Origin of the sequence: Mycobacterium simiae, from assembly GCF_008370645.1 — a bacterium.
Classification (GTDB): domain Bacteria; phylum Actinomycetota; class Actinomycetes; order Mycobacteriales; family Mycobacteriaceae; genus Mycobacterium; species Mycobacterium simiae_A.
Genome location: NZ_VTZN01000003.1, coordinates 58,083 through 79,097 on the forward strand (window position 1 = coordinate 58,083; position 21,015 = coordinate 79,097).

The following is a 21,015-nucleotide window of genomic DNA, read 5'->3' on the forward strand; positions in this document are numbered from 1 at the left end:
ATGCCAAAAGTCAGCGAGGACCATCTGGCGGCGCGCCGCCGCCAGATCCTCGACGGCGCTCGCCGCTGCTTTGCCGAATACGGCTACGACAAAGCCACGGTCCGGCGGCTGGAACAGGCGATCGGTATGTCGCGCGGTGCGATCTTCCACCATTTCCGGGACAAAGACGCACTGTTTTTCGCGTTGGCGCATGAGGATGCCGAGCGGATGGCCGACGTCGCTTCCCGCGAAGGCCTCATCCAAGTGATGCGCGACATGCTCGCCGCGCCCGACCAGTTCGACTGGCTGGCAACTCGATTGGAGATCGCCCGCAAGCTGCGTAACGACCCAGCATTCAGCCGCGGATGGGCAGAGCGCTCCGCTGAACTGGCAGCAGCGACGACCGACCGGTTACGCCGGCAAAAGCAGGCCAATCGGGTGCGTGACGACGTGCCCAGCGAGGTGTTGCAGTGCTACCTGGATCTGGTGCTGGACGGGCTCGTAGCCCGGCTGGCATCCGGCGAGGATCCGCAGCGGCTCGCTGCGGTGCTGGACCTGGTGGAGCAGTCAGTGCGCCGTCGATTGTGAATCTGACGACGCGACCCGGTAGATGAGCTCACGGATTCCTACTGTCTCCACAAAGTCTCCACCGGGTCTTCCATCGGCGCTTTTGGCGACCCCGCGCCGTGGCGGGGCCCGCAGCTAATCCGCCATGTCGGGATGCCACGGCGACCGGGCGCGCCGCAGACAGCCGCTCGTCCAGCTAGAGAGGCAGGACTTACGACCTGCTCGCGGCGAATTACCGTGGCCGAGAACGATGATTCGGCCCACCGCGGGTGCGCATCGTGGTACCCGACTCGCGCAGCATGCTGTGCACCGATCCGTAGGACCGGCCGGTCGTGGCCACCAGATTGCGGATGCTGGCCCCGCCCTCATAGGCGCTGCGCAACTCATGCAACAACTGATCGCGGGTCTTCTTTGCCTTCCGCATCGCCTACCTCCACCCATGGTCACAAGCACCGCAACTAGGGTAAGAACCGGCCGGCGATATCGGGGGCGGTTTGGCCGAAAACGCCGGTGGTTTTTCAGGCCAGCTCGATGAGATCCCGGTATTCGTCGGACCAATAGTCCTCGGCGCCGTCGGGCAACAGCACGACGCGTTGCGGGTCGAGTGCCTCGGCCGCACCGGGGTCGTGCGTCACCAGCACCACCGCGCCCTGATAGCTGCGCAACGCGTCCAGAACCTGTTCCCGCGAGGCGGGATCCAGATTGTTGGTCGGTTCGTCGAGCAGCAACACATTCGCGGTGGAGGCTACCAGCCCGGCCAGCGCGAGCCGGGTCTTCTCGCCACCGGACAGCGTGCCGGCGAATTGGTCAAGCTGCGCGCCGCTGAACATGAAGGCGCCCAACAGGCCGCGCAACTCTTGATCGCCGGATTCGGGTGCAGCATGGCGGATGTTCTGCCATACCGTTGCGTCGTTGTCCAGGGTGTCATGCTCCTGCGCGAAATAGCCGATCCGCAAACCGTGTCCGGGTTCCAGTGCTCCGGTATCAGGTCGCTCGACACCGGCCAGCAGCCGAAGCAGAGTCGTCTTTCCGGCGCCATTGAGCCCCAGGATCACCACGCGTGAGCCTCGGTCGATCGCCAGGTCGACACCGGTGAACACCTCGAGTGAGCCGTAGCTCTTGCTCAGCCCCTTGGCCACCAGCGGTGTGCGTCCGCAGGCCGACGGGATGGGAAATTTGATCCGGGCTACCTTGTCGGCCGCCCGCTCTTCATCGAGCGCGGCCATCATTCGGTCGGCGCGGCGCAACATATTCTGGGCTGCAACGGCTTTGGTGGCCTTAGCACCCAACTTTGCAGCCTGAGAACGCAATGCAGCGGCCTTACGCTCGGCGTTGGCGCGTTCCCGGCGGCGCCGCTGCTCGTCGGTCGCCCGGGCGTCGAGGTACTTCTGCCAGCCCATGTTGTAAACGTCGACCTCGCCGCGCACGGCGTCCAAGAACCACACCCGGTTAACCACATCGGCCAGCAGCTCGACGTTGTGGCTGATGATCACCAACCCGCCGGTGTGCGAGCGCAGGAAATCTCTGAGCCAGCCAACCGAATCCGCGTCGAGGTGGTTGGTGGGTTCGTCGAGCAGCAGCGTGGTCCCTGAGCCGGAAGCACCGGCTCCTCCTTCCGACGCGGCGAACAGGATGCGCGCCAACTCCACTCGGCGGCGCTGACCCCCGGACAGAGTACGCAACTGCTGCGTCAACACCCGCTCGGGAAGACCGAGACTCACGCAGATGCGGCTGGCTTCGCTTTCGGCGCCGTAGCCGCCCAATGCGACGAAGCGCTCCTCCAGTTGCCCGTAACGGCGGATGGCACGATCGCGCGCGTCGTCGTCGGCGACCTCGGCCATCAACGCCTGCTGCTTTTCCAGATCGGTGAGCAACACGTCCAGACCACGAGCTGAAAGCACCCGATCCCGCGCCAATACGTCAAGATCGCCCTCTTTGGGATCCTGTGGTAGATAGCCGATTTCGCCGGCACGTCGGACCAATCCCGCGTAGGGCTCGCTTTCCCCCGCCAGGATGCGCAACGTCGTCGTCTTACCCGCACCGTTGCGTCCAACGAGCCCGATCCGGTCGCCGGGCTGCACGCGCAGGTCGGGACCCTCCGGCGAGAGCAAAATACGCGCTCCAGCGCGGACCTCGAGGTCCGTTGCTGTGATCACAATCGCATCCTGGTTCTCTTGCCTTGTCTTACTTGTCGTCGGTGAACACCGGCGGCCGCTTCTCTGCGCGCGCGGCAACTGCTTCTTCGAAGTTGGCGGTCAGTAGCCGGACGAACAACTGTCCCAGGCCCTCGGCCTGCATGTGCCCCTCCAGGCTAGCGGCGTCGAGTCCACTCCATAGTGTGCGTTTGGTCAACTCAATTCCTGGCCGTGAGAACGCTGCCATCCGGCCCGCGATCGCATAACAGGTGTCCAGTAGCTGATTGTCGGGCACCCGGCAGGACACCAGCCCAATCCGCTCGGCCTCCTCGGCGCTGACGTCGCGACCGGTGAGCATGATCTCGAACGCCCGCGAGGATCCGATGGCCCGCGGCAACAGATAGCTCAGCCCGAGTTCGCTGGCGGTCAGTCCGTTGTTGATGCCGGCGGCCCGGAAGTAGGCGCTGGTCGAGGCCACCCTGATGTCAGCGGCCAGGGCCAGGCACAACCCGCCACCGATGGCCGGACCGTTGACCGCAGCAATCACCGGTTGGTGTAACCGTCGCAGTGTCATGATGACGTCGTCGAGCAGTTCGATGGACCGCAGCGCATATGTTGGCCGGGTCACGCCCTCGACATGCGGAATCGTCCCGGCCGACTTCTGATCGGCACCTGAGGAGAACCCCCGGCCGGCTCCGGTGAGCACGACTACTCGCACAGAATTGTCGTAAGTAACCTTTTCCAGGGCTTCTTTGAGCGGCACCATGACGTCGAAAGCCATGGAGTTCATCCGCTCGGGCCGATTGAGGGTGATCAGCGCTATTTCTGGGCGCGGGTGTTCCAGCAGGACGAAGCTCACCCGGGAACGGTATCGCGAATGCAACTTCGTTTCGCTGGCAGCGCTGCGTTCCGATGTCAGGGGCCCGCGCGACAACCTACGTCTACGTGACTTCGTAGGACTTGAGCTGTTGCACCAGGTCTTCGAGAGCTGCCGGCGGCAGTGCGCCAGGCTGGTTGAACAACAGTTTGCCCTTCTTGAAGGCCATCAATGTGGGGATGGACCGGATCTGAGCGGCCGCTGCCAGTTCTTGCTCGGCTTCAGTATCGACTTTGGCGTAAACAACGTCGGGGTGCTTCTCAGACGACGCCTGGAAAGTCGGCGCGAACCCTCGACATGGTCCGCACCAAGATGCCCAGAAGTCGACAAGCACCATATCGTTGTCGGTAACGGTCTGGTTGAACTGCGCCGCAGTGAGGTCTTTGGTTGCCATGCCTGCCGTAACGCCGCGGACACGTGACTTTGTTCCACCGGAGCTAGAGCAGGCCGCGCTGCGGCACTCCCGAGTCGACCCGGTAGGCCTTGAGTTGGCGCACCAAATCGTCCATGACCGCCAGATTAGCAACACCGGCTTGCTTGAATACCAGCTTGCCTTTTCGAAACGCCATCAATGTCGGCAATAGCGTGACCCGGGCGATCGAGGCCAACTCTGGCTCGGTTTCGAAATTCACCTTGCCGTGCACGATGTCGGTATGCTTGTCCGACGAGCTCTCGTACGTCGGTGTGAACACGCCACAGGGTGCGCACAAAGGTGCCCAGAAGTAGACGAGGACATTGTCATTTCCGGACACAGTCCATGTGAAGTCCTCGCCAGTGAGATCTCGAGTCGCCACGTGCCCCCTTAGCTGCGTAGATCCGGGCGACATCGAGCGTACGTCTGCAGCGGCCGAATTGCTGGCAGATTGCCATCTTTCAGCGCACTGCCGCCGCTGCAGCACGCCAGGATCGGTTGCTCAGTAGGCGCATGCCGTTCAGGGCAACCAGCACGGTGGATCCTTCATGACCAGCCACACCCAGCGGTAATGGCAAGTGCCCGAACAGATCCCACAACACCAGCACGCTGATGAAGGTGCCGGCAATAACCAGGTTAACCGTCACGACGTGGCGGGCCTGCCGCGCTAAGCCAATAATCGTTGGGATCACATGCAGTTCGTCGCGCACCGTGACGCCGTCGGCGGTCTGCAAGGTCAGGTCGGCGCCGGCTCCCATCGCGATGGACGTGCGGGCCGCGGCCATCGCGGGAGCGTCGTTGACACCGTCGCCGACGACGAGCACCCGGTGACCGCTGGCTTCCAGGTCGCGGACCGCTTCCACTTTCTGCTCGGGCAGCAGGGTGGCGCGTACCTCGGTGATCCCGGCGTGCCGGGCTACCCGCCTGGCCGCGGATCCATTGTCGCCGGTGAGCAACACCGGCGGTGCGGACGTCAGTGCGGCCAGGGATGCAACGGACTCAGCGGCATCGCGGCGGACGTGGTCGGTCAGTCCGAGCACACCGACCGCGACGCCATTGACCATGACGATGGCTGCGGTGGCGCCGGCCCTCAGGATCGGCGCAAGTTCAGGCAGCGGTACACCCTGGTAGCTGTGCGGGCTGCGCACCTCGACGACATCGCGACCCACGGTGGCGCGAACGCCGCGGCCGGGCAAGGCACGGAAGTCTTCGGCCTGCGGGATGCCGATGCCGCGCCGCCGAACTTCTGCGACAATCGCCCGGCCGAGCGGGTGCTCGCTGAATTGCTCTGCTGCGCTGGCCATTTGGAGCAGCTTCAGAACGCTGACTCCATCTGGATTTAGCGGCTGAACAGTGGTCAATTGCGGTGTGCCACATGTCAAGGTGCCAGTCTTGTCTAGGGCGACGATGGTGGTGTCGGCCAAATGCTCAACCACGACAGCAGATTTGACCAGCACTCCGTGCCGGCCGGCATTCGCGATCGCTGACAGCAACGGCGGCATCGTCGCCAGTACCACTGCGCACGGGGAGGCCACGATCATGAATGTCATGGCGCGCAACAAGGTCGGCTGCAGTCCGGCGCCCAACGTCAGCGGAATGACGATGAGCGCGAGGGTAGCCACCACCACGCCAACGGAGTACCGCTGCTCGATCTTTTCAATGAACAGCTGAGTCTTGGCCTTGGTGGCCGACGCCTCGGCCACCAGCTCGACGATACGGGCCACGACTGTCTGTGACGGATCGCGGGTGACCAGCAGCTGCAATACCCCCGACCCATTAACCGTACCGGCGAACACCTCGTCGCCGCGGTGCTTGGCTACCGGAATGGACTCACCGGTAATGGAGCATTGGTCGACCTCGGAGGCTCCGGACAAGATGGCGCCGTCGGCAGGTATCCGCTCCCCCGGCCGAACCACTAGCCGGTCCCCAATGGCTAGCTCGCCCGCTGGCACCGTTCGCTCGTTGCCGTCGCCGTCGACCACCACGGCCTGCTCCGGCGCCAGGTCCAGCAGGCCCTCAACCGAGTCGGCGGTTCGCTTGGTGGCGACATCGTCGAGCGCCCCCGACGTCGCAAAGATCACGATCAGCAGCGCACCGTCGAAGATCTGCCCGATTGCCACCGCTCCTATCGCCGCCACGATCATTAACAAATCGACATCAAGTGCCTTATTGCGCAACGCCTGAGCGCCTGCCCATGCCGAACCCCAACCACCGGCGAGATAGCAGGCCAGATACAGCGTCCACCACACGGCGTGCGGAGCATTGTTGAGCTGAGCGGCCAGCCCCGCCAGAAACAACGCCAACGCAATGGCCGCCCAACGTACCGACGCCACCGACCACAGCCCGCCCCGCCAACCCGATGGTCGCGCGATTGTGCGTGAGATGGGGTCGAAAGAAACCTCGTAGGTAGTCGCTTCAGCAGCGGTCAAGGTCATTCCGGCGGCCTCACAAGAGTGGTGGGAGTGGGTCAGGATGAACCGAGTGTAGGGACACAGCGATCGCCCAATATCTCGATTGTGTTGCGGTATGCGATTGAATCGGTCACTGGCACAAGGCAAGCCACGCCAAGCTGGTCCTCGCCGACGCAGTCGACGTGCGATTGACCGTCGTCAAATCCTGCCCGCACACACGCAAATTCGTCACGAAAATAGGTTCAAAATTGGGCTGAGCATTACTGCCGAATCGCGATAAGATTCATCCGTCGCTAACGCTCCAGTGGAGGTGCGGAATGTCGTTCGTGGTGGCCAATACGGAGATGGTGTCGGGAGCGGCCGGAAATCTAGCGCGCATCGGGTCAATGATCGACGCAGCTAACAAGGCGGCGGCGGCCCAGACCACTGCTGTGGCGGCCGCGGGCGCCGATCAGGTGTCGGCCGCCGTCGCCGCATTCTTCGGCGCGCAGGGCCAGAACTATCAAGCGCTCAGCGCCCAGACGGAGGCGTTTCATGCGCAGTTCGTGCAGACCTTGCTTGGCGGCGCGCAGGCGTACGCCGGAGCGGAGGCCGCCGCCGCCGGCCCCTTGCAGCCGCTGCTCGACGCGATCAACGCACCCGCCCGGCTGCTGCTGGGGCGCCCCCTGATCGGTGACGGTAACAACGGTGGGCCCGGCCAGGCTGGCGAGGACGGCGGAATCTTGTTCGGCAACGGCGGAAACGGCGGCGCCGGTGGGGCTGCGCAGGCCGGCGGCCGCGGCGGCTCGGCAGGCCTGCTCGGTAACGGAGGGGCCGGCGGCGCGGGCGGGGTGGGCGCAGTCGGCGGCAACGGTGGCGCTGGCGGGTGGCTGCTCGGCAATGGCGGCGTCGGCGGCGTCGGCAGCATCGGAGGCGGAGGCGGCTCTGCCTTCCTGCTCGGCGCGGGCGGCGCCGGCGGTGGCGGCGCCCCCGGAGGGATCGGCGGCGTCGGCGGCAACGGCGGACTACTGTACGGCAACGGTGGCGCCGGCGGCGCTGCCTTTGCCGGCGGCGGTGGCGGTGGTCGAGCCTTTTTGCTGGGCGACGGCGGCACCGGCGGGGATTCCCTGTCCTTCGGAAACGGCGGGAATGGCGGCCAGGCCGGGTTCTTGTTGGGCAACGGCGGTCACGGCGGCGGCGGCGGAACGACCAGCAACGGTGGGATCGGCGGCCAGGCCGGGTTGATTGGCAACGGCGGGGCCGGCGGCGCTGGCGGGACGGCGACCGGCAACGGCGGCAACGGCGGCAATGCGCTGCTGATCGGCAACGGCGGCAACGGCGGCAGCGCCAACGTCGGCACCGACGGCATCGGCGGCAAGCGTGGGCTGCTGTTCGGCCAAGACGGCGCCAACGGGTAACGGCCCTGGTTACGGTTGCGTACGTTTTCCTACCTCCGACAGACTGAGGACTGAGCAGCCGGAGTGAAGGGAACCGCATTGGGCCACTACATCGCCAACGTCCGCGATCTCGAGTTCAACCTCTTCGAGGTTCTTGACGTGGGCGCCGTCCTCGGCACCGGGCACTACAGCGAACTCGACGCCGACACGGTACGCACCATCCTGGCCGAAGCAGCTCGCCTGGCCGAGGGGCCCGTCGCTGAGACTTTCGCCCACGCGGACCGCAACCCGCCCGTGTTCGACCCGGCCACGCACTCCATCAGCGTGTCGCCCGAGCTGGTCAAGACGGTGCAGGCGATCAAAGACGCCGAGTGGTGGCGCCTGGGACTGGCCGAGGAGATCGGTGGCATGGCCGCGCCGCCGCCGCTGACGTGGGCCGTTAACGAACTGATCTTCTGCGCCAACCCGGCCGCGTCCTTCTTTAATATGGGCCCGATCATGGCGAATGCTCTCTATGTCGAGGGCAACGAGCAGCAGCGCCGCTGGGCGGCGATGGGCGTGGAGCGAGGCTGGCAGGCCACCATGGTGCTCACCGAGCCCGACGCGGGTTCGGATGTGGGTGCGGCCCGCGCCAAAGCCGTCGAACAGCCCGACGGGACCTGGCACATCGAGGGCGTGAAGCGGTTCATTTCCGGCGGGGACGTGGGCGATACGGCCGAGAACATCTTTCATCTGGTGCTGGCTCGGCCGGAGCGCGCCGGTCCAGGTACTAAGGGTTTGAGCCTGTTCTACGTCCCCAACTACCTCTTCGATCCCGACACTGGCGAACTCGGTCCCCGCAACGGCGTTTTCGCCACCGGCCTGGAGCACAAGATGGGGCTGAAGTCCTCCCCCACCTGCGAGTTGACGTTTGGCGCCACCGACGTGCCCGCGGTCGGTTACCTGGTTGGTGGCGTGCATAACGGGATCGCGCAGATGTTCACCATCATCGAGCACGCCCGCATGACAATCGGCGTCAAGTCCGCCGGCACCCTGTCCACCGGTTATCTCAACGCCCTTGCCTACGCCAAGGAGCGAGTGCAGGGCGCGGATCTGACCCAGATGACCGACAAAGCCGCCCCCCGGGTGACGATCATGCGCCACCCCGATGTGCGCCGCAGCCTGATGACCCAGAAGGCCTACGCCGAAGGGCTGCGGGCGCTCTACTTTTATGCCGCCGCGCACCAGGATGCGGCTGTGGCACAACGGGTTTCCGGCGCAGACGCGGAGATGGCGCACCGCGTCGACGATCTGCTGCTGCCCGTCGTCAAAGGTGTTGGCTCCGAACGCGCCTACGAAGTGCTGACTGAATCACTGCAGACCCTAGGCGGCTCCGGCTTTTTGACCGACTATCCCGTCGAGCAGTACATCCGCGACGCGAAGATCGATTCGCTGTATGAGGGCACCACCGCCATCCAGGCGTTGGATTTCTTCTTCCGCAAGATCGTGCGCGATCACGGTAAGGCTCTGCAGTTCGTGACGGCCCAGATAACGCTGACCATCGACGACATCGAGCCATCGCTGAAACCCCAAGCCGCGCTGCTACAGACCGCGCTGGACGACGTCACTGCCATGACGGGTACGCTGACCACCTACCTGATGTCGGCCGCGCAACACCCGACCGACATCTACAAAGTTGGCCTCGCGTCGGTGCGGTACTTGCTCGCCGTCGGCGACTTGCTCATCGGCTGGCGGTTATTGGTGCAGGCTGGTGTCGCGCATGCGGCGTTGGCTAACGGCCCGTCCCGGGACGATGAGATGTTCTATCAGGGCAAGGTCGCAGTTGCGGCGTTTTTCGCCAAGAACATGCTGCCGAAGCTGTCCGGGGTGCGCACCGTTCTCGAGTCTGTCGACGACGAGATCATGCGCATCTCCGAAGACGCCTTCTGACCGGGTTCTCAGCCTTATGAGAACCTCATGCCCGAGGCAGTCTGCGGTGTAGCGGGTTTCTAGTCACTGCCGATCTCGTACGTTGCGCGGCGGGCAGCCTGGTGACTACGTCAGGTGCGTCGGCGGTGGCGCGGGTGCGGTCATGGAGTCGCATTGCGACGCTGCGGCCAACACCGACCATGGGTGTCGCGGGAATTCTCCTGGCTGCATGAGAGCACTGCGGACATTCGGCGCTGTCGGGGATTGCGTTCATGGGATGGCGTTCGGTGAAATTCGCGCAGCCTTGCGTGCAGCGAAACACATACGTCGGCATGCCGGCGACTATAAATCGTGCCGCCGGATGCGAGTGTCCGTTGAGCCAGCTGGCAGAAGATCATCAGCGCCGTCACAGTTGCTGGCCAAGTTCGGCTGCCAGGGTCGTCGTGTGCAGAGAGTGCAACATGCCTGAATTGCTGTTCCCGTTGGATTCGGCCAGGAAATTCAGTGAGCAACAGATCATCGGCCACAATCGGTGGCATCCCGACATCCCGGCGGCCGTTACGGTTAAACGCGACTCCACATTCCGCGCGCACTGCCGGGAGTGGTTCGACGGGGCCATACACAATGACGATTCAGCCGACGACATCCTGCACGCTCCACTCAAAGGTGTGCATTGCCTGTCCGGTCCGTTCGCGATCGAAGGGGCCGAACCGGGCGACCTGCTCGTCGTCGACATTCTTGACGTCGGCCCCATTCCCCAGGAGGACTCGGGCCCGCTCGCCGGACAGGGCTGGGGCTATACAGGAATCTTCGCCAAGCGCAACGGTGGGGGATTTCTCACCGATCAATTTCCCGACGCGTACAAGGCGATCTGGGATTTCGCCGGGCAACGCGCCACCTCGCGACACGTTCCGGGGGTTAGTTACACCGGCATTGTGCATCCCGGGCTGATGGGAACGGCCCCGTCTGCGCAGCTGCTGGCGAAATGGAACAGGCGCGAGGGCGCGCTCATCGCGACGGATCCGGACCGGGTGCCACCCCTGGCGCTGCCGCCGGAACCGCAGGACGCCATTCTTGGTGCGCTGACCGGCGACGACTTCACCCGGGTCGCCACCGAGGCGGCGCGCACCGCGCCGCCCCGAGAGAACGGCGGCAACCAGGACATCAAGAACCTCACCCGCGGTACTCGGGTTTTCTATCCGGTCTTCGTGCCCGGCGCCAACCTCTCGTTCGGCGACCTGCACTTCTCCCAAGGCGACGGCGAGATCACCTTCTGCGGAGCCATTGAAATGGGCGGATTTATCGACCTGCATGTCGACGTGATCAAGGGCGGGATGGACACCTACGGCGTCTACGAGAACGCTATCTTCGTGCCGGGCAACACGGACCCCCAGTATGCGGAATGGATAGCCTTCTCGGGCACGTCCGTGACGTTGGACGGCGAACAGAAGTACCTTGACTCTGATCTCGCCTACCAGCGCGCCTGCCTGCATGCGATCGACTACCTGACGAAATTCGGCTATAGCCCGGAGCAGGGTTACCTGCTGCTTGGCTCAGCCCCTATCGAGGGCCGTCTGTCGGGAGTGGTTGACATTCCGAATTCGTGTGCCACTGTGTACATCCCGACAGCGATCTTTGATTTTCCCATCACCCCGTCAGCGTCTGGTCCACATCAAATTGACCCCGGCATGGGGGCGCCGCGAGCTAGCTTTACCGGCTAGTCGCGTCAGACGGTGAAGCCGAGCGCGCGCAGTTGTTCGCGCCCGTCGTCGGTGATCTTGTCCGGGCCCCACGGCGGGTTCCACACCCAGTTGATCCGTATCTCGTCGACCAGGCCGCTGCCGACCAATGCGCTGCGCGACTGATCTTCGATGACGTCGGTCAGCGGGCAGGCCGCCGACGTCAAGGTCATGTCGATCACCGCGACCGTGCCGTCTGCGCTGTCCTCCACGTTCAGCCCGTACACCAGCCCCAGGTCGACGACATTGATTCCCAGCTCCGGGTCTACGACGTCACGCATGGCCTCCTCGACATCGGCGAGAAATTCTTCATCGCGAGTAGTGGTGTCATCCATCCCTGACCTCCTTCACGGACACGCTGGCCCGAGCCAGCGCGTCTTTCAGTGCCATCCAGCCGAGCAACGCACACTTGACCCGAGCCGGGTACTTCGCGACCCCGGCGAACGCCACTCCGTCGCCCAAGACATCCTCGTCGCCCTGCACAGCTCCGCGCGAGGACACCATTTCACTGAACGCGCCGATCGTCTTGAGCGCCTCTGACACGCTCTTACCGATCACCTGCTGGGTGAGCACCGACGTGGATGCTTGGCTGATGGAGCAGCCCTGTCCGTCATAGGAAACGTCGGCAACGGTCGCGCCGTCGTCGGACAAGGCGACCCGCAGGGTGACCTCGTCGCCGCAGACCGGGTTGACGTGGAAAACCTCCGCGCCGAACGGCTCACGCAGCCCACGGTGCTGCGGGTGCTTGTAATGATCCAGGATCACGTCCTGATACATTTGCTCGAGTCGCAATGTCAGTTTCTTCCAAAGAATTTCAGCGACCGTCGCACGCCTGCCAACAGTCGGTCGACTTCGTCGAGTGTGTTGTATACCGCAAACGATGCCCGCGCGGTGGCGGCTATGCCGAATCTGCGGTGCAGTGGCATCGCGCAGTGGTGTCCGACTCGCACGGCCACACCCTCATCGTCGAGAATCTGACCGACGTCGTGGGCGTGCACGCCGTTGACCACGAATGCGACTGGCGACCCACGGTTTTCCATCGATGCGGGTCCGATGATGCGCACGCCGTCAATCCGGGACAGGCCCGCGATGGTGGCCGCGACCAGTTCACGCTCGTGGGCGTCGACGGCATCCATGCCTATCGCACCCAGATACCGTGCCGCGGCGCCCAGCCCGACTACCTGAGAGGTCATCGGGGTGCCGGCCTCGAAGCGCTGTGGCGCCGGTGCATAGGTGGACTCGGCCATCGTCACGGTCTCGATCATCGAACCGCCGGTGAGAAACGGTGGTAGCGCCAGCAGCAGCTCCCTACGACCATAGAGCACGCCGATGCCATTGGGTCCCAACATCTTATGCCCGGAGAACGCGGCAAAGTCGACGTCGAGCGCATGCAAATCAACCGGCTGGTGCGGCACCGACTGGCAGGCGTCCAGCACGGTCAGCGCGCCCACGTCGCGGGCGCGGGAAACTAGTTCAGTTACCGGCGCCAGCGTGCCGGTCACATTGGAGTGATGGCTGAACGCAACGACTTTGACCCGCCCATCAAGCTGCAGCGAGTCCAGGTCAAGCCGACCATCGTCGGTGACCCCGTACCAGCGCAAGCTAGCCCCAGTGCGCCGGGCCAGCTCCTGCCACGGGACCAGGTTGGCGTGGTGTTCGAGCTCGGTGGTGACGATGACGTGGCCAGGCCCGATGGCGCGCTCGAAGCGGTTGTCGCCCAGGACATACGACACCAGGTTGAGCGACTCGGTGGCGTTCTTGGTGAACACCAGCTCGTCGGTGTCGGCGCCGACGAAGGTAGCGACGTCGGCTCGGCCTTGCTCGTAGGCATCGGTGGCCTCCTCCATCAGCTGGTGCGCGCCCCGATGCACCCCGCCATTGGACGTGACGAGAAACTCGCGTTCGGCTTCGAGCACTTGCAGTGGGCGCTGTGACGTTGCCCCGGAATCCAGATACGCCAACTGGTTTCCGCCGCGCATCACCCGCTGAAGGATAGGGAAATCAGCACGGATCGCGACCAGATCCAGCGGCCTGACCGAGGTCGTCATGGCTAGGCCCCGGCGGTCGCTGTTTGGGTGAATCGCACGTAACCACTTTGCTCGAGTTCGTCTGCCAGCTCGGGTCCACCGGATTCGACGATGCGGCCAGCGACGAAGACGTGCACAAACTGCGGATGAATGTAGCGCAGGATCCGGGTGTAGTGCGTGATCAACAGGATGCCAGCGTGCTCGGCTTGCGCATAGCGGTTCACGCCTTCGCTGACTACCCGCAACGCGTCGACATCTAGGCCTGAGTCGGTTTCATCGAGTATGGCGATCTTCGGTTTGAGCAGCTCTAGTTGCAGAATCTCGTGACGCTTCTTCTCCCCACCGGAGAAACCCTCGTTGACGTTGCGCTCGGCGAAGGACGGGTCGATGTCGAGTGCAGACATAGCGGCCTTGACCTCTTTTACCCAGTGCCGCAGCTTGGGCGCCTCGCCGCGGATGGCGGTCGCCGCCGAGCGCAGGAAGTTTGACACCGAGACGCCGGGCACCTCGACGGGATACTGCATGGCCAAAAACAGTCCGGCCCGGGCACGCTCGTCCACGCTCATCGCCAGCACGTCGGCGCCGTCCAGGGTGATGGATCCTGATGTCACCGTGTATTTGGGGTGACCCGCGATGGCGTAGGACAGCGTGGACTTCCCGGAGCCGTTGGGGCCCATCAACGCGTGGGTCTCACCGGATTTCACGGTCAGGTCAACGCCCTTGAGAATGAGAATCTCGCGCTCTTCGTCGGCGGCGTTGGGGTTATCCACGCTGACATGCAGGTCTTTGATTTCCAGAGTTGTCATGAGGCTACTTTGTTTTCCGTCTTTTCGGTTATTTCTAGTTCGTGTTCAATGGCTGCGGTCAGGCGGTCCCGTACCTCGGGTACCGCGATCTTGGAGATGATCTCGCCGAAAAACCCACGGACCACCAGCCGACGAGCCTGCTCTTCGGGGATACCGCGGGAACAAAGATAGAACAACTGCTCGTCGTCGAATCGTCCAGTGGCGCTGGCATGTCCGGCACCGGCGATCTCGCCGGTCTCGATCTCGAGATTGGGCACCGAGTCGGCGCGGGCTCCGTCGGTGAGCACCAGGTTGCGGTTCACCTCGAACGTGTCGGTGCCGGTGGCCGCGGCGCGGATCAGGACGTCGCCCACCCAGACAGTGTGCGCGTCGGGCCGCGACGACGCCGGATCTCCTTGCAGCGCACCCTTGTACAGCACGTTCGACGTACAGTGGGGGTACGCGTGGTCGACCAGCAGCCGCGATTCCAGGTGCTGGCCATCGTCGGCGAAGTACAAGCCCAGCAGTTCGGCGTCTCCCCCGGGTGCGCAGAACCGCACGGTGGCAGCCATCCGCACCACCTCGCCGCCCAGCGTGACGGCGACGTGCCGCAGCACCGCGTCCTTACCGAGCCGGGCGTGGTGCGCGCTGACATGAACGGTGTCGTCGGCCCAGTCCGCGATCCACACGACGGTGAGCCGCGCCGCGTCCTCGACGACGAACTCCAGGTTGTCGGCATAGATTCCGCTGCCGCGGTGGTCGATGACTACGACGGCCTCGCCGAGTTCTTCAACGCGGATCTGCAGATGTCCGTAGGCTACCGCACCTGCACCCGGACCGGTGATCGTGATGTTCACCGGCTCAGCGACCTGCGTGTCACGCGCGACGCTGACCAGCGTCGCCGAATTGAACGACGAAAATGCCTGCGCCGCAACGCGGTCAGCCGGGACGCCGCCCTGCCCGAGCCGCTGGTCGCCGCGGCGCACCGTTTCCACTCCTACCCCGGGCCGCTCGTCGACATCGATCTTTGCGCTACCGGTGGCTGGCGCTGACCCGTCGTGCAGGCCGCGCAACCGCTTCAGCGGAGTGAATCGCCAGATCTCGTCGCGGCCGTGCGGAATTTCGAACGCGTCAACGTCGAAGGAGGCGAACAGCTCTCCCTTGTTCAGCGCGTGCAGAGGGGCGGAAGTCATCCGACCGCGCCCTCCATCTGCAGCTCGATCAGCCGGTTGAGCTCGAGCGCGTACTCCATCGGCAATTCCTTAGCGATGGGCTCCACGAAGCCGCGTACCACCATCGCCATCGCCTCGTCCTCGGTTAACCCGCGGCTCATCAGGTAGAACAGCTGGTTTTCGCTGACCTTGGACACGGTGGCCTCGTGGCCCATCGTGACGTCGTCTTCGCGGATGTCGACGTAGGGGTAGGTGTCGCTGCGGCTGATCGTATCGACCAGCAGCGCATCGCATTTGACGCTGGAGCGTGATCCGTGCGCGCCCTTGTTTACTTGCACCAGGCCGCGGTAGGAGGTGCGGCCCCCGCCGCGTGCCACCGACTTGGACACGATGTTGCTCGACGTATTCGGGGCCAGGTGCAGCATCTTGGCGCCGGCGTCCTGGTGCTGGCCCTCGCCGGCGAACGCCACCGACAGCACTTCACCCTTGGCGTGCTCGCCGGTCATCCAGACCGCCGGGTATTTCATGGTCACCTTGGAACCGATGTTGCCGTCGATCCACTCCATGGTGGCGCCGGCTTCGGCGCGGGCTCGCTTGGTGACCAGGTTGTAGACGTTGTTGGACCAGTTCTGGATCGTGGTGTAACGGCAACGACCCCCAGGCTTGACGATGATCTCCACCACTGCCGAGTGCAGCGAGTCCGAACTGTAAATGGGCGCGGTGCAACCCTCTACGTAGTGAATGTAAGCGTTCTCGTCGACGATGATGAGCGTCCGCTCGAACTGGCCCATATTCTCGGTATTGATCCGGAAGTAGGCCTGCAGCGGGATGTCCACGTGTACGCCCGGCGGGACATAAATAAAAGATCCGCCACTCCAGACCGCGGTATTCAGCGCAGAAAATTTGTTGTCGCCAGCTGGAATCACTGTTCCGAAATACTGTCGGAAAAGCTCAGGGTGTTCTCGTAAACCTGTGTCGGTGTCAAGGAAGATGACCCCTTGAGCCTCTAGATCCTCTCTGATCTGGTGGTAAACAACTTCGCTCTCGTATTGTGCGGCTACGCCAGCAACGAGCCTTTGTTTCTCTGCTTCGGGAATTCCTAGTTTGTCATAGGTATTCCGGATGTCCTCCGGCAAATCGTCCCAACTCGCGGCCTGCTTCTCGGTGGAACGCACGAAGTACTTGATGTTGTCGAAGTCGATGCCGTCCAGATTGGAGCCCCAGCGCGGCATAGGCTTGCGCTCGAAGATGCGCAGTGCCTTCAGCCGGGTCTGCAGCATCCACTCAGGCTCACTCTTCCTAGCCGAGATGTCGCGGACGACTGCCTCGGAGAGCCCGCGCTGGGCGCTGGCGCCCGCGACGTCCGAGTCGGCCCAGCCGTAACCGTACCGGCCCAGCGAGGCAATGGCCTCTTCCTGAGTCAGCGGCGCAGCAACGGTCTTGATGGCCTCCGGCGTAAGTGTCATGCGGACGCTCCTTTGGTACTCGACGGGTGTTGGCGCGGGCTGGGCGCCGGCGTAAGGGGCACGTGGGTGGTGCAGGCGCAGTCACCGTTGACAATCGTTGCCAACCGCTGCACGTGGGTTCCGAGCACCTCGGCCATGGCCTGCTGCTCTTCTTCGCACAACTCTGGGAATTCCTCGGCTACATGCGACACCGGGCAGTGATGCTGGCAGATCTGCACACCGTGGATCGGTCCGCCCACTCGAGCGGTGGTGGCGACATAGCCGGCGTTCGTTAGTGCGTTGGCGATCCGCTCGGCGGCTGCCTCGACCGCGGCGTCACCGGCACCGTCGGCTGCGGCAACATCTGCCAGAATCGCATCGATACGTCGCCGGGCGAATGTCCGTACTGCGCCGTCACCGCCGATTTCGCGCAGTTGCCGCATGGCCGCCGACGCCAGGTCATCGTAAGAGTGGTCAAGCTTGGCCCGGCCAGCAGCGGTCAGCCGGTATCGCTTGGCGGGCCGTCCGCGTCCCATCTGCTGCCACGGCGCGGCTGCGATGGACTCGGCGTCGCCCGCGTCGATAAGTGCATCGAGATGACGTCGCACTCCAGCGGCAGACAAACCTAGCCGGTCGCCGATTTCGCTAGCGGTGATCGATCCGGACTCCACCAGCAAGTGCACGACGGCGCGACGGGTATGACCGTCCGATACTGCCGCCGGGGCTACTGGGATTTTCACAACACAAGTGTGTCGTAATTCCGGCATCGTGTCCAGCCGGCGACGTGCCACTAAGTGAGTCTCGCTCGCAAGTTCGTCGAGGGTCGGTTGGTAAGCGCTGGCCTGCTAACGACACGCGCCGAGATCGACGCCAGCGCGGAAAAACGCGAGAAGGCGTGACGCTAACGTCGATCTCGGCGCCGACGAACTGACCAGCGTCACCACAACGGCTCGATCGCCCCGCTCCTCAACGGCCCGCATCCTGCGGCCCGCATCGTCGCCGGGGCTAGACCCAATCGCCCCGCTCCTCAACGGCCCGCATCCTGCGGCCCGCATCGTCGCCGGGGCTAGGCTGCTCTGATGGCAGCCCGCCACCACTCGCTGAGCTCGTCGATCGCCAGCCTGCATGGCGACGAGCAGGCGGTGGGCTCGCCGCTGAACGCAGCCGAACTGGCCGCACTTGCGCGTACCCGCTTGTTCGGCGCCACTGGAACCGTCCTGATGGGCATCGGCGCCCTGGGCGCTGGGGCCAGGCCGGTCGTCCAGGACCCTACCTTCGGGGTCCGGCTGCTCAATCTGCCGTCCCGCATCCAGACCGTGTCCTTGACGATGACGACCACGGGCGCCGTCATGATGGCGCTGGCCTGGCTCATGCTCGGCCGCTTCGCGCTGGGCAAGCGGCGGATGTCGCGCGGCGGGCTGGACCGCACGCTGGTGTTGTGGATGCTTCCGCTGCTCATCGCGCCTCCGATGTATAGCAAGGACGTCTACTCCTATTTAGCCCAGAGCCAGATCTCACGTGACGGACTCGACCCCTACCGCGTCGGGCCGGCGTCCGGTCTGGGCCTGGATCACGTATTCACCCTCTCCGTCCCCAGCCTGTGGCGGGAGACTCCGGCGCCCTACGGTCCGCTGTTCTTGTGGATGGGACGCGGGATTTCGGCTCTGACTGGTGAGAACATTGTCGCCGCCGTGCTCTGCCACCGGTTGGTGGTGTTGATCGGCGTGGCCATGATCGTGTGGGCGACACCGCGGCTGGCGCGGCGCTGTGGAGTCGCCGAGGTCAGCGCGCTGTGGTTGGGCGCAGCCAATCCCCTGCTCTTCATGCACCTGGTCGCCGGCATCCACAACGAGGCACTGATGCTCGGGTTGATGCTGACCGGCGCCGAGTTCGCGCTGCGTGGCCTCGATGCAACACGACTCACGCCACGATCCTGGCGGTCGGGTGCGGACTGGGAACCGCTGGCGTTGCTGGCAGCTGGTTCGGTGTTGATCACGCTGTCATCGCAAGTCAAACTGCCCTCACTGTTGGCGTTGGGCTTCATCACGATGGCGCTGGCATATCGCTACGGCGGCACGATCAAGGCGCTGCTGCTGGCTGGTGGCGGGATGGCGGCGTTGTCGGTGTCGGTGATGGCGATCGTCGGCTGGGCCAGTGGGCTGGGGTTCGGCTGGATCAATACGCTCGGTACCGCCAACGTGGTGCGCAGCTGGATGTCACCACCGACGCTGCTGGCGCTCGGCACCGGGCAAGTGGGCATCCTGCTGCGCCTGGGCGATCACACCACCGCGATCTTGTCGCTGACCCGCGCCATGGGCGTGGGGATCATCATGGTGATGGTCAGCTGGCTGCTGCTGGCCGTGTTCCGCGGCCGGCTGCACCCTATCGGGGGCCTCGGCGTCGCGCTGGGCCTCACCGTGTTGTTGTTTCCCGTCGTGCAGCCGTGGTACCTGCTCTGGGCCATCATTCCCATGGCCGCCTGGGCAACCCGCACCGGATTCCGGGTGGCAACCATCGTCACCACGCTCATCGTCGGCATCTTCGGGCCGACCGCCAATGGCGACCGCTTCGCGCTGTTTCAGATCGTTGATGCCACGCTGGCCAGCGCGATCATTGTGTTAGTGCTCATGGCGCTGACATACCACCAGTTGCCGTGGCAGCGACTGCCCGACGAGAACAGCGAAGCGCAGGCAGTGCCAGAGCCCCGACGGTCGACGTCAGCACCGGACGCCTACGCTGACTCCACGTGAAACTTCCAGCACCAGAAATCGTGGTGCGGCTACGCGGGGTCAGCAAGCGCTACGGGTCCTTGACCGCCGTCTCCGCCCTTGATCTCGACGTGCACGCCGCACAAGTGTTGGCGCTATTGGGCCCCAACGGTGCCGGCAAGACCACGACGGTCGAGATGTGCGAGGGCTTCGTGCGCCCCGACGACGGCACTATAGAGGTGCTCGGGCTGGACCCGTTCGCCGACAACGCGCGGTTGCGCCCCCGTATCGGCGTGATGTTGCAGGGAGGTGGCGGCTATCCGGCGGCACGCGCCGGCGAAATGCTCGACCTCGTCGCCTCCTATGCGGCCCACCCGCTGGATCCCCGCTGGCTCCTGGACACCCTGGGACTCACCGACGTCGCCCGGACCACCTATCGTCGGCTCTCCGGCGGGCAGCAGCAACGGCTGGCGCTGGCTTGTGCCCTGGTTGGCCGCCCCGAGCTGGTGTTTCTCGATGAGCCCACGGCGGGGATGGATGCCCATGCCCGGCTGCTGGTGTGGGAGTTGATCGATGCGCTGCGCCGCGACGGTGTGACGGTGGTGCTGACCACCCATCAACTCAAAGAGGCCGAGGAACTCGCGGATCGTCTGGTCATCATCGACCATGGCGTCACGGTGGCCGCGGGCACACCGGCCGAACTGATGCGCACTGGGGCCAAAGGCCAGTTGCGGTTCACCGCACCGCCGCGACTTGACCTGTCCCTGTTGACGTCGGCTCTGCCGGAGGACTATCAGGCACGCGAAGTGACGCCTGGCGACTACTTGGTCGCAGGTCCGGTCAATCCTCAGGTCATGGCGACGATCACCGCGTGGTGCGCCCGCATCGATGTTCTGGCCACCGACATGCGCGTCGAGCAACGCAGCCTTGAGGACGTGTTCTTGGATCTGACCGGCAGGAGGTTGCGACCGTGACTGACAGCACCCTGTTTCCCGCTGGCACCTTTGCCCCGGACCCGCGCCCCAATGCCGTAACCCGGATGCTGGCCGCACAGTTCGGGTTGGAGTTGAAGCTGCTATTGCGCAACGGCGAGCAGCTGTTGTTGACCATGTTCATCCCGATCACGCTGTTGGTCGGGCTCACGTTGCTGCCCCTGGGCTCGTTCGGCCCGCACCGCGCCGCCACCTTCGTGCCCGTGATCATGGCGTTGGCAATCGTGTCGACCGCGTTTACTGGCCAGGCCATCGCGGTTGCGTTCGACCGGCGCTACGGAGCGCTGAAACGGCTCGGCGCGACCCCGCTGCCGGTCTGGGGGATCATCGCCGGCAAGTCTCTGGCGGTGGTCGCTGTGGTGTTTTTGCAAGCAATCATCTTGGGCGCCATCGGCTTTGCGCTCGGCTGGCGCCCTGCTCTCGCCGCGCTGGCCTTGGGCGCCGGTGTCATCGCGCTGGGCACCGCGGGGTTTGCCGCGCTG

20 protein-coding genes and 1 pseudogene are annotated in these 21,015 nt (G+C 64.5%); 7 read left to right on the top strand and 14 right to left on the bottom strand.

Annotation, left to right across the window (positions count from 1 at the left end; all coding sequences use genetic code 11):
* Complete coding sequence (locus tag F0Q45_RS01345) at positions 1-567, top strand: TetR/AcrR family transcriptional regulator (RefSeq protein WP_149652192.1); 567 nt, start codon at positions 1-3, stop codon at positions 565-567.
* Positions 568-778: 211 nt separating this feature from the next.
* Here F0Q45_RS01345 and F0Q45_RS01350 read toward each other — a convergent pair whose 3' ends face one another.
* The 6 genes from F0Q45_RS01350 to F0Q45_RS01375 form a co-directional block, all read right to left on the bottom strand.
* Positions 779-970 carry a helix-turn-helix domain-containing protein gene (locus F0Q45_RS01350; RefSeq protein ID WP_149652193.1) on the bottom strand — a complete coding sequence of 64 codons (192 nt, stop codon included), beginning with the start codon at positions 968-970 and terminating at the stop codon, positions 779-781.
* Positions 971-1,064: 94 nt separating this feature from the next.
* Entirely contained in the window at positions 1,065-2,702 is a 1,638-nt protein-coding gene (locus F0Q45_RS01355) for an ABC-F family ATP-binding cassette domain-containing protein (RefSeq protein WP_149652194.1), read from the bottom strand.
* A gap of 28 nt (positions 2,703-2,730) precedes the next feature.
* The gene (locus F0Q45_RS01360; RefSeq protein WP_373424902.1) at positions 2,731-3,564 is read right to left on the bottom strand and encodes an enoyl-CoA hydratase; all 834 of its coding nucleotides are present in this window, start codon (positions 3,562-3,564) and stop codon (positions 2,731-2,733) included.
* Between the two features lie 58 nt (positions 3,565-3,622).
* Positions 3,623-3,952: a thioredoxin gene (gene trxA, locus F0Q45_RS01365; RefSeq protein WP_149652196.1), complete on the bottom strand. Its 330-nt coding sequence runs from the start codon at positions 3,950-3,952 to the stop codon at positions 3,623-3,625.
* 43 nt (positions 3,953-3,995) lie between these two features.
* Positions 3,996-4,352: a thioredoxin family protein gene (locus F0Q45_RS01370; protein WP_149652197.1), complete on the bottom strand. Its 357-nt coding sequence runs from the start codon at positions 4,350-4,352 to the stop codon at positions 3,996-3,998.
* 79 nt (positions 4,353-4,431) lie between these two features.
* Positions 4,432-6,405, bottom strand: a complete 1,974-nt coding sequence (locus F0Q45_RS01375) for a heavy metal translocating P-type ATPase (RefSeq protein WP_149652198.1) — start codon at positions 6,403-6,405, stop codon at positions 4,432-4,434.
* A gap of 293 nt (positions 6,406-6,698) precedes the next feature.
* On the opposite strand from F0Q45_RS01375, the pseudogene F0Q45_RS01380 reads away from it, so the two are divergent.
* A pseudogene (locus F0Q45_RS01380) lies at positions 6,699-7,775 on the top strand (PE family protein); the annotation flags it as partial.
* Between the two features lie 81 nt (positions 7,776-7,856).
* The gene (locus F0Q45_RS01385) at positions 7,857-9,686 is read left to right on the top strand and encodes an acyl-CoA dehydrogenase (protein ID WP_149652212.1); all 1,830 of its coding nucleotides are present in this window, start codon (positions 7,857-7,859) and stop codon (positions 9,684-9,686) included.
* Positions 9,687-9,711: 25 nt separating this feature from the next.
* Here F0Q45_RS01385 and F0Q45_RS01390 read toward each other — a convergent pair whose 3' ends face one another.
* Positions 9,712-9,999 carry an FmdB family zinc ribbon protein gene (locus F0Q45_RS01390; RefSeq protein ID WP_149652200.1) on the bottom strand — a complete coding sequence of 96 codons (288 nt, stop codon included), beginning with the start codon at positions 9,997-9,999 and terminating at the stop codon, positions 9,712-9,714.
* A gap of 127 nt (positions 10,000-10,126) precedes the next feature.
* Here F0Q45_RS01390 and fmdA point away from each other — a divergent pair, with 127 nt between their 5' ends.
* Entirely contained in the window at positions 10,127-11,386 is a 1,260-nt protein-coding gene (gene fmdA / locus F0Q45_RS01395; protein ID WP_149652201.1) for a formamidase, read from the top strand.
* Positions 11,387-11,391: 5 nt separating this feature from the next.
* Here fmdA and F0Q45_RS01400 read toward each other — a convergent pair whose 3' ends face one another.
* Genes F0Q45_RS01400 through F0Q45_RS01430 form a run of 7 tightly spaced genes read right to left on the bottom strand, consistent with a single transcriptional unit; the run spans position 11,392 to position 17,600 of the window.
* Complete coding sequence (locus F0Q45_RS01400; protein WP_149652202.1) at positions 11,392-11,739, bottom strand: metal-sulfur cluster assembly factor; 348 nt, start codon at positions 11,737-11,739, stop codon at positions 11,392-11,394.
* Positions 11,732-12,202 (bottom strand): Fe-S cluster assembly sulfur transfer protein SufU, encoded by a 471-nt coding sequence (gene sufU, locus F0Q45_RS01405; protein WP_149652203.1) that lies wholly within the window; start codon positions 12,200-12,202, stop codon positions 11,732-11,734. Before sufU ends, F0Q45_RS01400 begins: the two co-directional genes overlap by 8 nt.
* Positions 12,199-13,452: a cysteine desulfurase gene (locus F0Q45_RS01410; protein WP_149652204.1), complete on the bottom strand. Its 1,254-nt coding sequence runs from the start codon at positions 13,450-13,452 to the stop codon at positions 12,199-12,201. Before F0Q45_RS01410 ends, sufU begins: the two co-directional genes overlap by 4 nt.
* A gap of 2 nt (positions 13,453-13,454) precedes the next feature.
* Positions 13,455-14,237 (bottom strand): Fe-S cluster assembly ATPase SufC, encoded by a 783-nt coding sequence (sufC, locus tag F0Q45_RS01415; protein WP_149652205.1) that lies wholly within the window; start codon positions 14,235-14,237, stop codon positions 13,455-13,457.
* A complete protein-coding gene (sufD, locus tag F0Q45_RS01420) occupies positions 14,234-15,409 on the bottom strand; it encodes a Fe-S cluster assembly protein SufD (protein WP_149652206.1) in 1,176 nt (391 codons plus the stop codon). The genes sufC and sufD overlap by 4 nt, the downstream gene beginning before the upstream one ends.
* Positions 15,406-16,854 (bottom strand): Fe-S cluster assembly protein SufB, encoded by a 1,449-nt coding sequence (gene sufB, locus F0Q45_RS01425; protein ID WP_149652207.1) that lies wholly within the window; start codon positions 16,852-16,854, stop codon positions 15,406-15,408. Before sufB ends, sufD begins: the two co-directional genes overlap by 4 nt.
* Positions 16,851-17,600 (bottom strand): helix-turn-helix transcriptional regulator, encoded by a 750-nt coding sequence (locus F0Q45_RS01430; protein WP_149652213.1) that lies wholly within the window; start codon positions 17,598-17,600, stop codon positions 16,851-16,853. Before F0Q45_RS01430 ends, sufB begins: the two co-directional genes overlap by 4 nt.
* A gap of 312 nt (positions 17,601-17,912) precedes the next feature.
* Between F0Q45_RS01430 and mptB the strand changes: the two genes are divergently transcribed.
* The 3 genes from mptB to F0Q45_RS01445 all read left to right on the top strand — a co-directional run.
* Positions 17,913-19,583, top strand: a complete 1,671-nt coding sequence (gene mptB, locus F0Q45_RS01435; protein ID WP_149652208.1) for a polyprenol phosphomannose-dependent alpha 1,6 mannosyltransferase MptB — start codon at positions 17,913-17,915, stop codon at positions 19,581-19,583.
* Entirely contained in the window at positions 19,580-20,515 is a 936-nt protein-coding gene (locus F0Q45_RS01440) for an ABC transporter ATP-binding protein (protein WP_149652209.1), read from the top strand. Before mptB ends, F0Q45_RS01440 begins: the two co-directional genes overlap by 4 nt.
* A gap of 65 nt (positions 20,516-20,580) precedes the next feature.
* Positions 20,581-21,015, top strand: a 435-nt coding sequence (locus F0Q45_RS01445; protein ID WP_373424903.1) for an ABC transporter permease, incomplete at its 3' end; no start/stop codon positions are given.

Coding starts and splice junctions, on each gene's coding strand:
- F0Q45_RS01345 (WP_149652192.1), top strand. CDS start 1: ATGCCAAAAGTCAGCGAGGACCATCTGGCGGCGCGCCGCCGCCAGATC.
- F0Q45_RS01350 (WP_149652193.1), bottom strand. CDS start 970: ATGCGGAAGGCAAAGAAGACCCGCGATCAGTTGTTGCATGAGTTGCGC.
- trxA (WP_149652196.1), bottom strand. CDS start 3,952: ATGGCAACCAAAGACCTCACTGCGGCGCAGTTCAACCAGACCGTTACC.
- F0Q45_RS01375 (WP_149652198.1), bottom strand. CDS start 6,405: ATGACCTTGACCGCTGCTGAAGCGACTACCTACGAGGTTTCTTTCGAC.
- F0Q45_RS01390 (WP_149652200.1), bottom strand. CDS start 9,999: ATGCCGACGTATGTGTTTCGCTGCACGCAAGGCTGCGCGAATTTCACC.
- fmdA (WP_149652201.1), top strand. CDS start 10,127: ATGCCTGAATTGCTGTTCCCGTTGGATTCGGCCAGGAAATTCAGTGAG.
- F0Q45_RS01400 (WP_149652202.1), bottom strand. CDS start 11,739: ATGGATGACACCACTACTCGCGATGAAGAATTTCTCGCCGATGTCGAG.
- F0Q45_RS01410 (WP_149652204.1), bottom strand. CDS start 13,452: ATGACGACCTCGGTCAGGCCGCTGGATCTGGTCGCGATCCGTGCTGAT.
- sufC (WP_149652205.1), bottom strand. CDS start 14,237: ATGACAACTCTGGAAATCAAAGACCTGCATGTCAGCGTGGATAACCCC.
- sufD (WP_149652206.1), bottom strand. CDS start 15,409: ATGACTTCCGCCCCTCTGCACGCGCTGAACAAGGGAGAGCTGTTCGCC.
- sufB (WP_149652207.1), bottom strand. CDS start 16,854: ATGACACTTACGCCGGAGGCCATCAAGACCGTTGCTGCGCCGCTGACT.
- F0Q45_RS01430 (WP_149652213.1), bottom strand. CDS start 17,600: ATGCCGGAATTACGACACACTTGTGTTGTGAAAATCCCAGTAGCCCCG.
- mptB (WP_149652208.1), top strand. CDS start 17,913: ATGGCAGCCCGCCACCACTCGCTGAGCTCGTCGATCGCCAGCCTGCAT.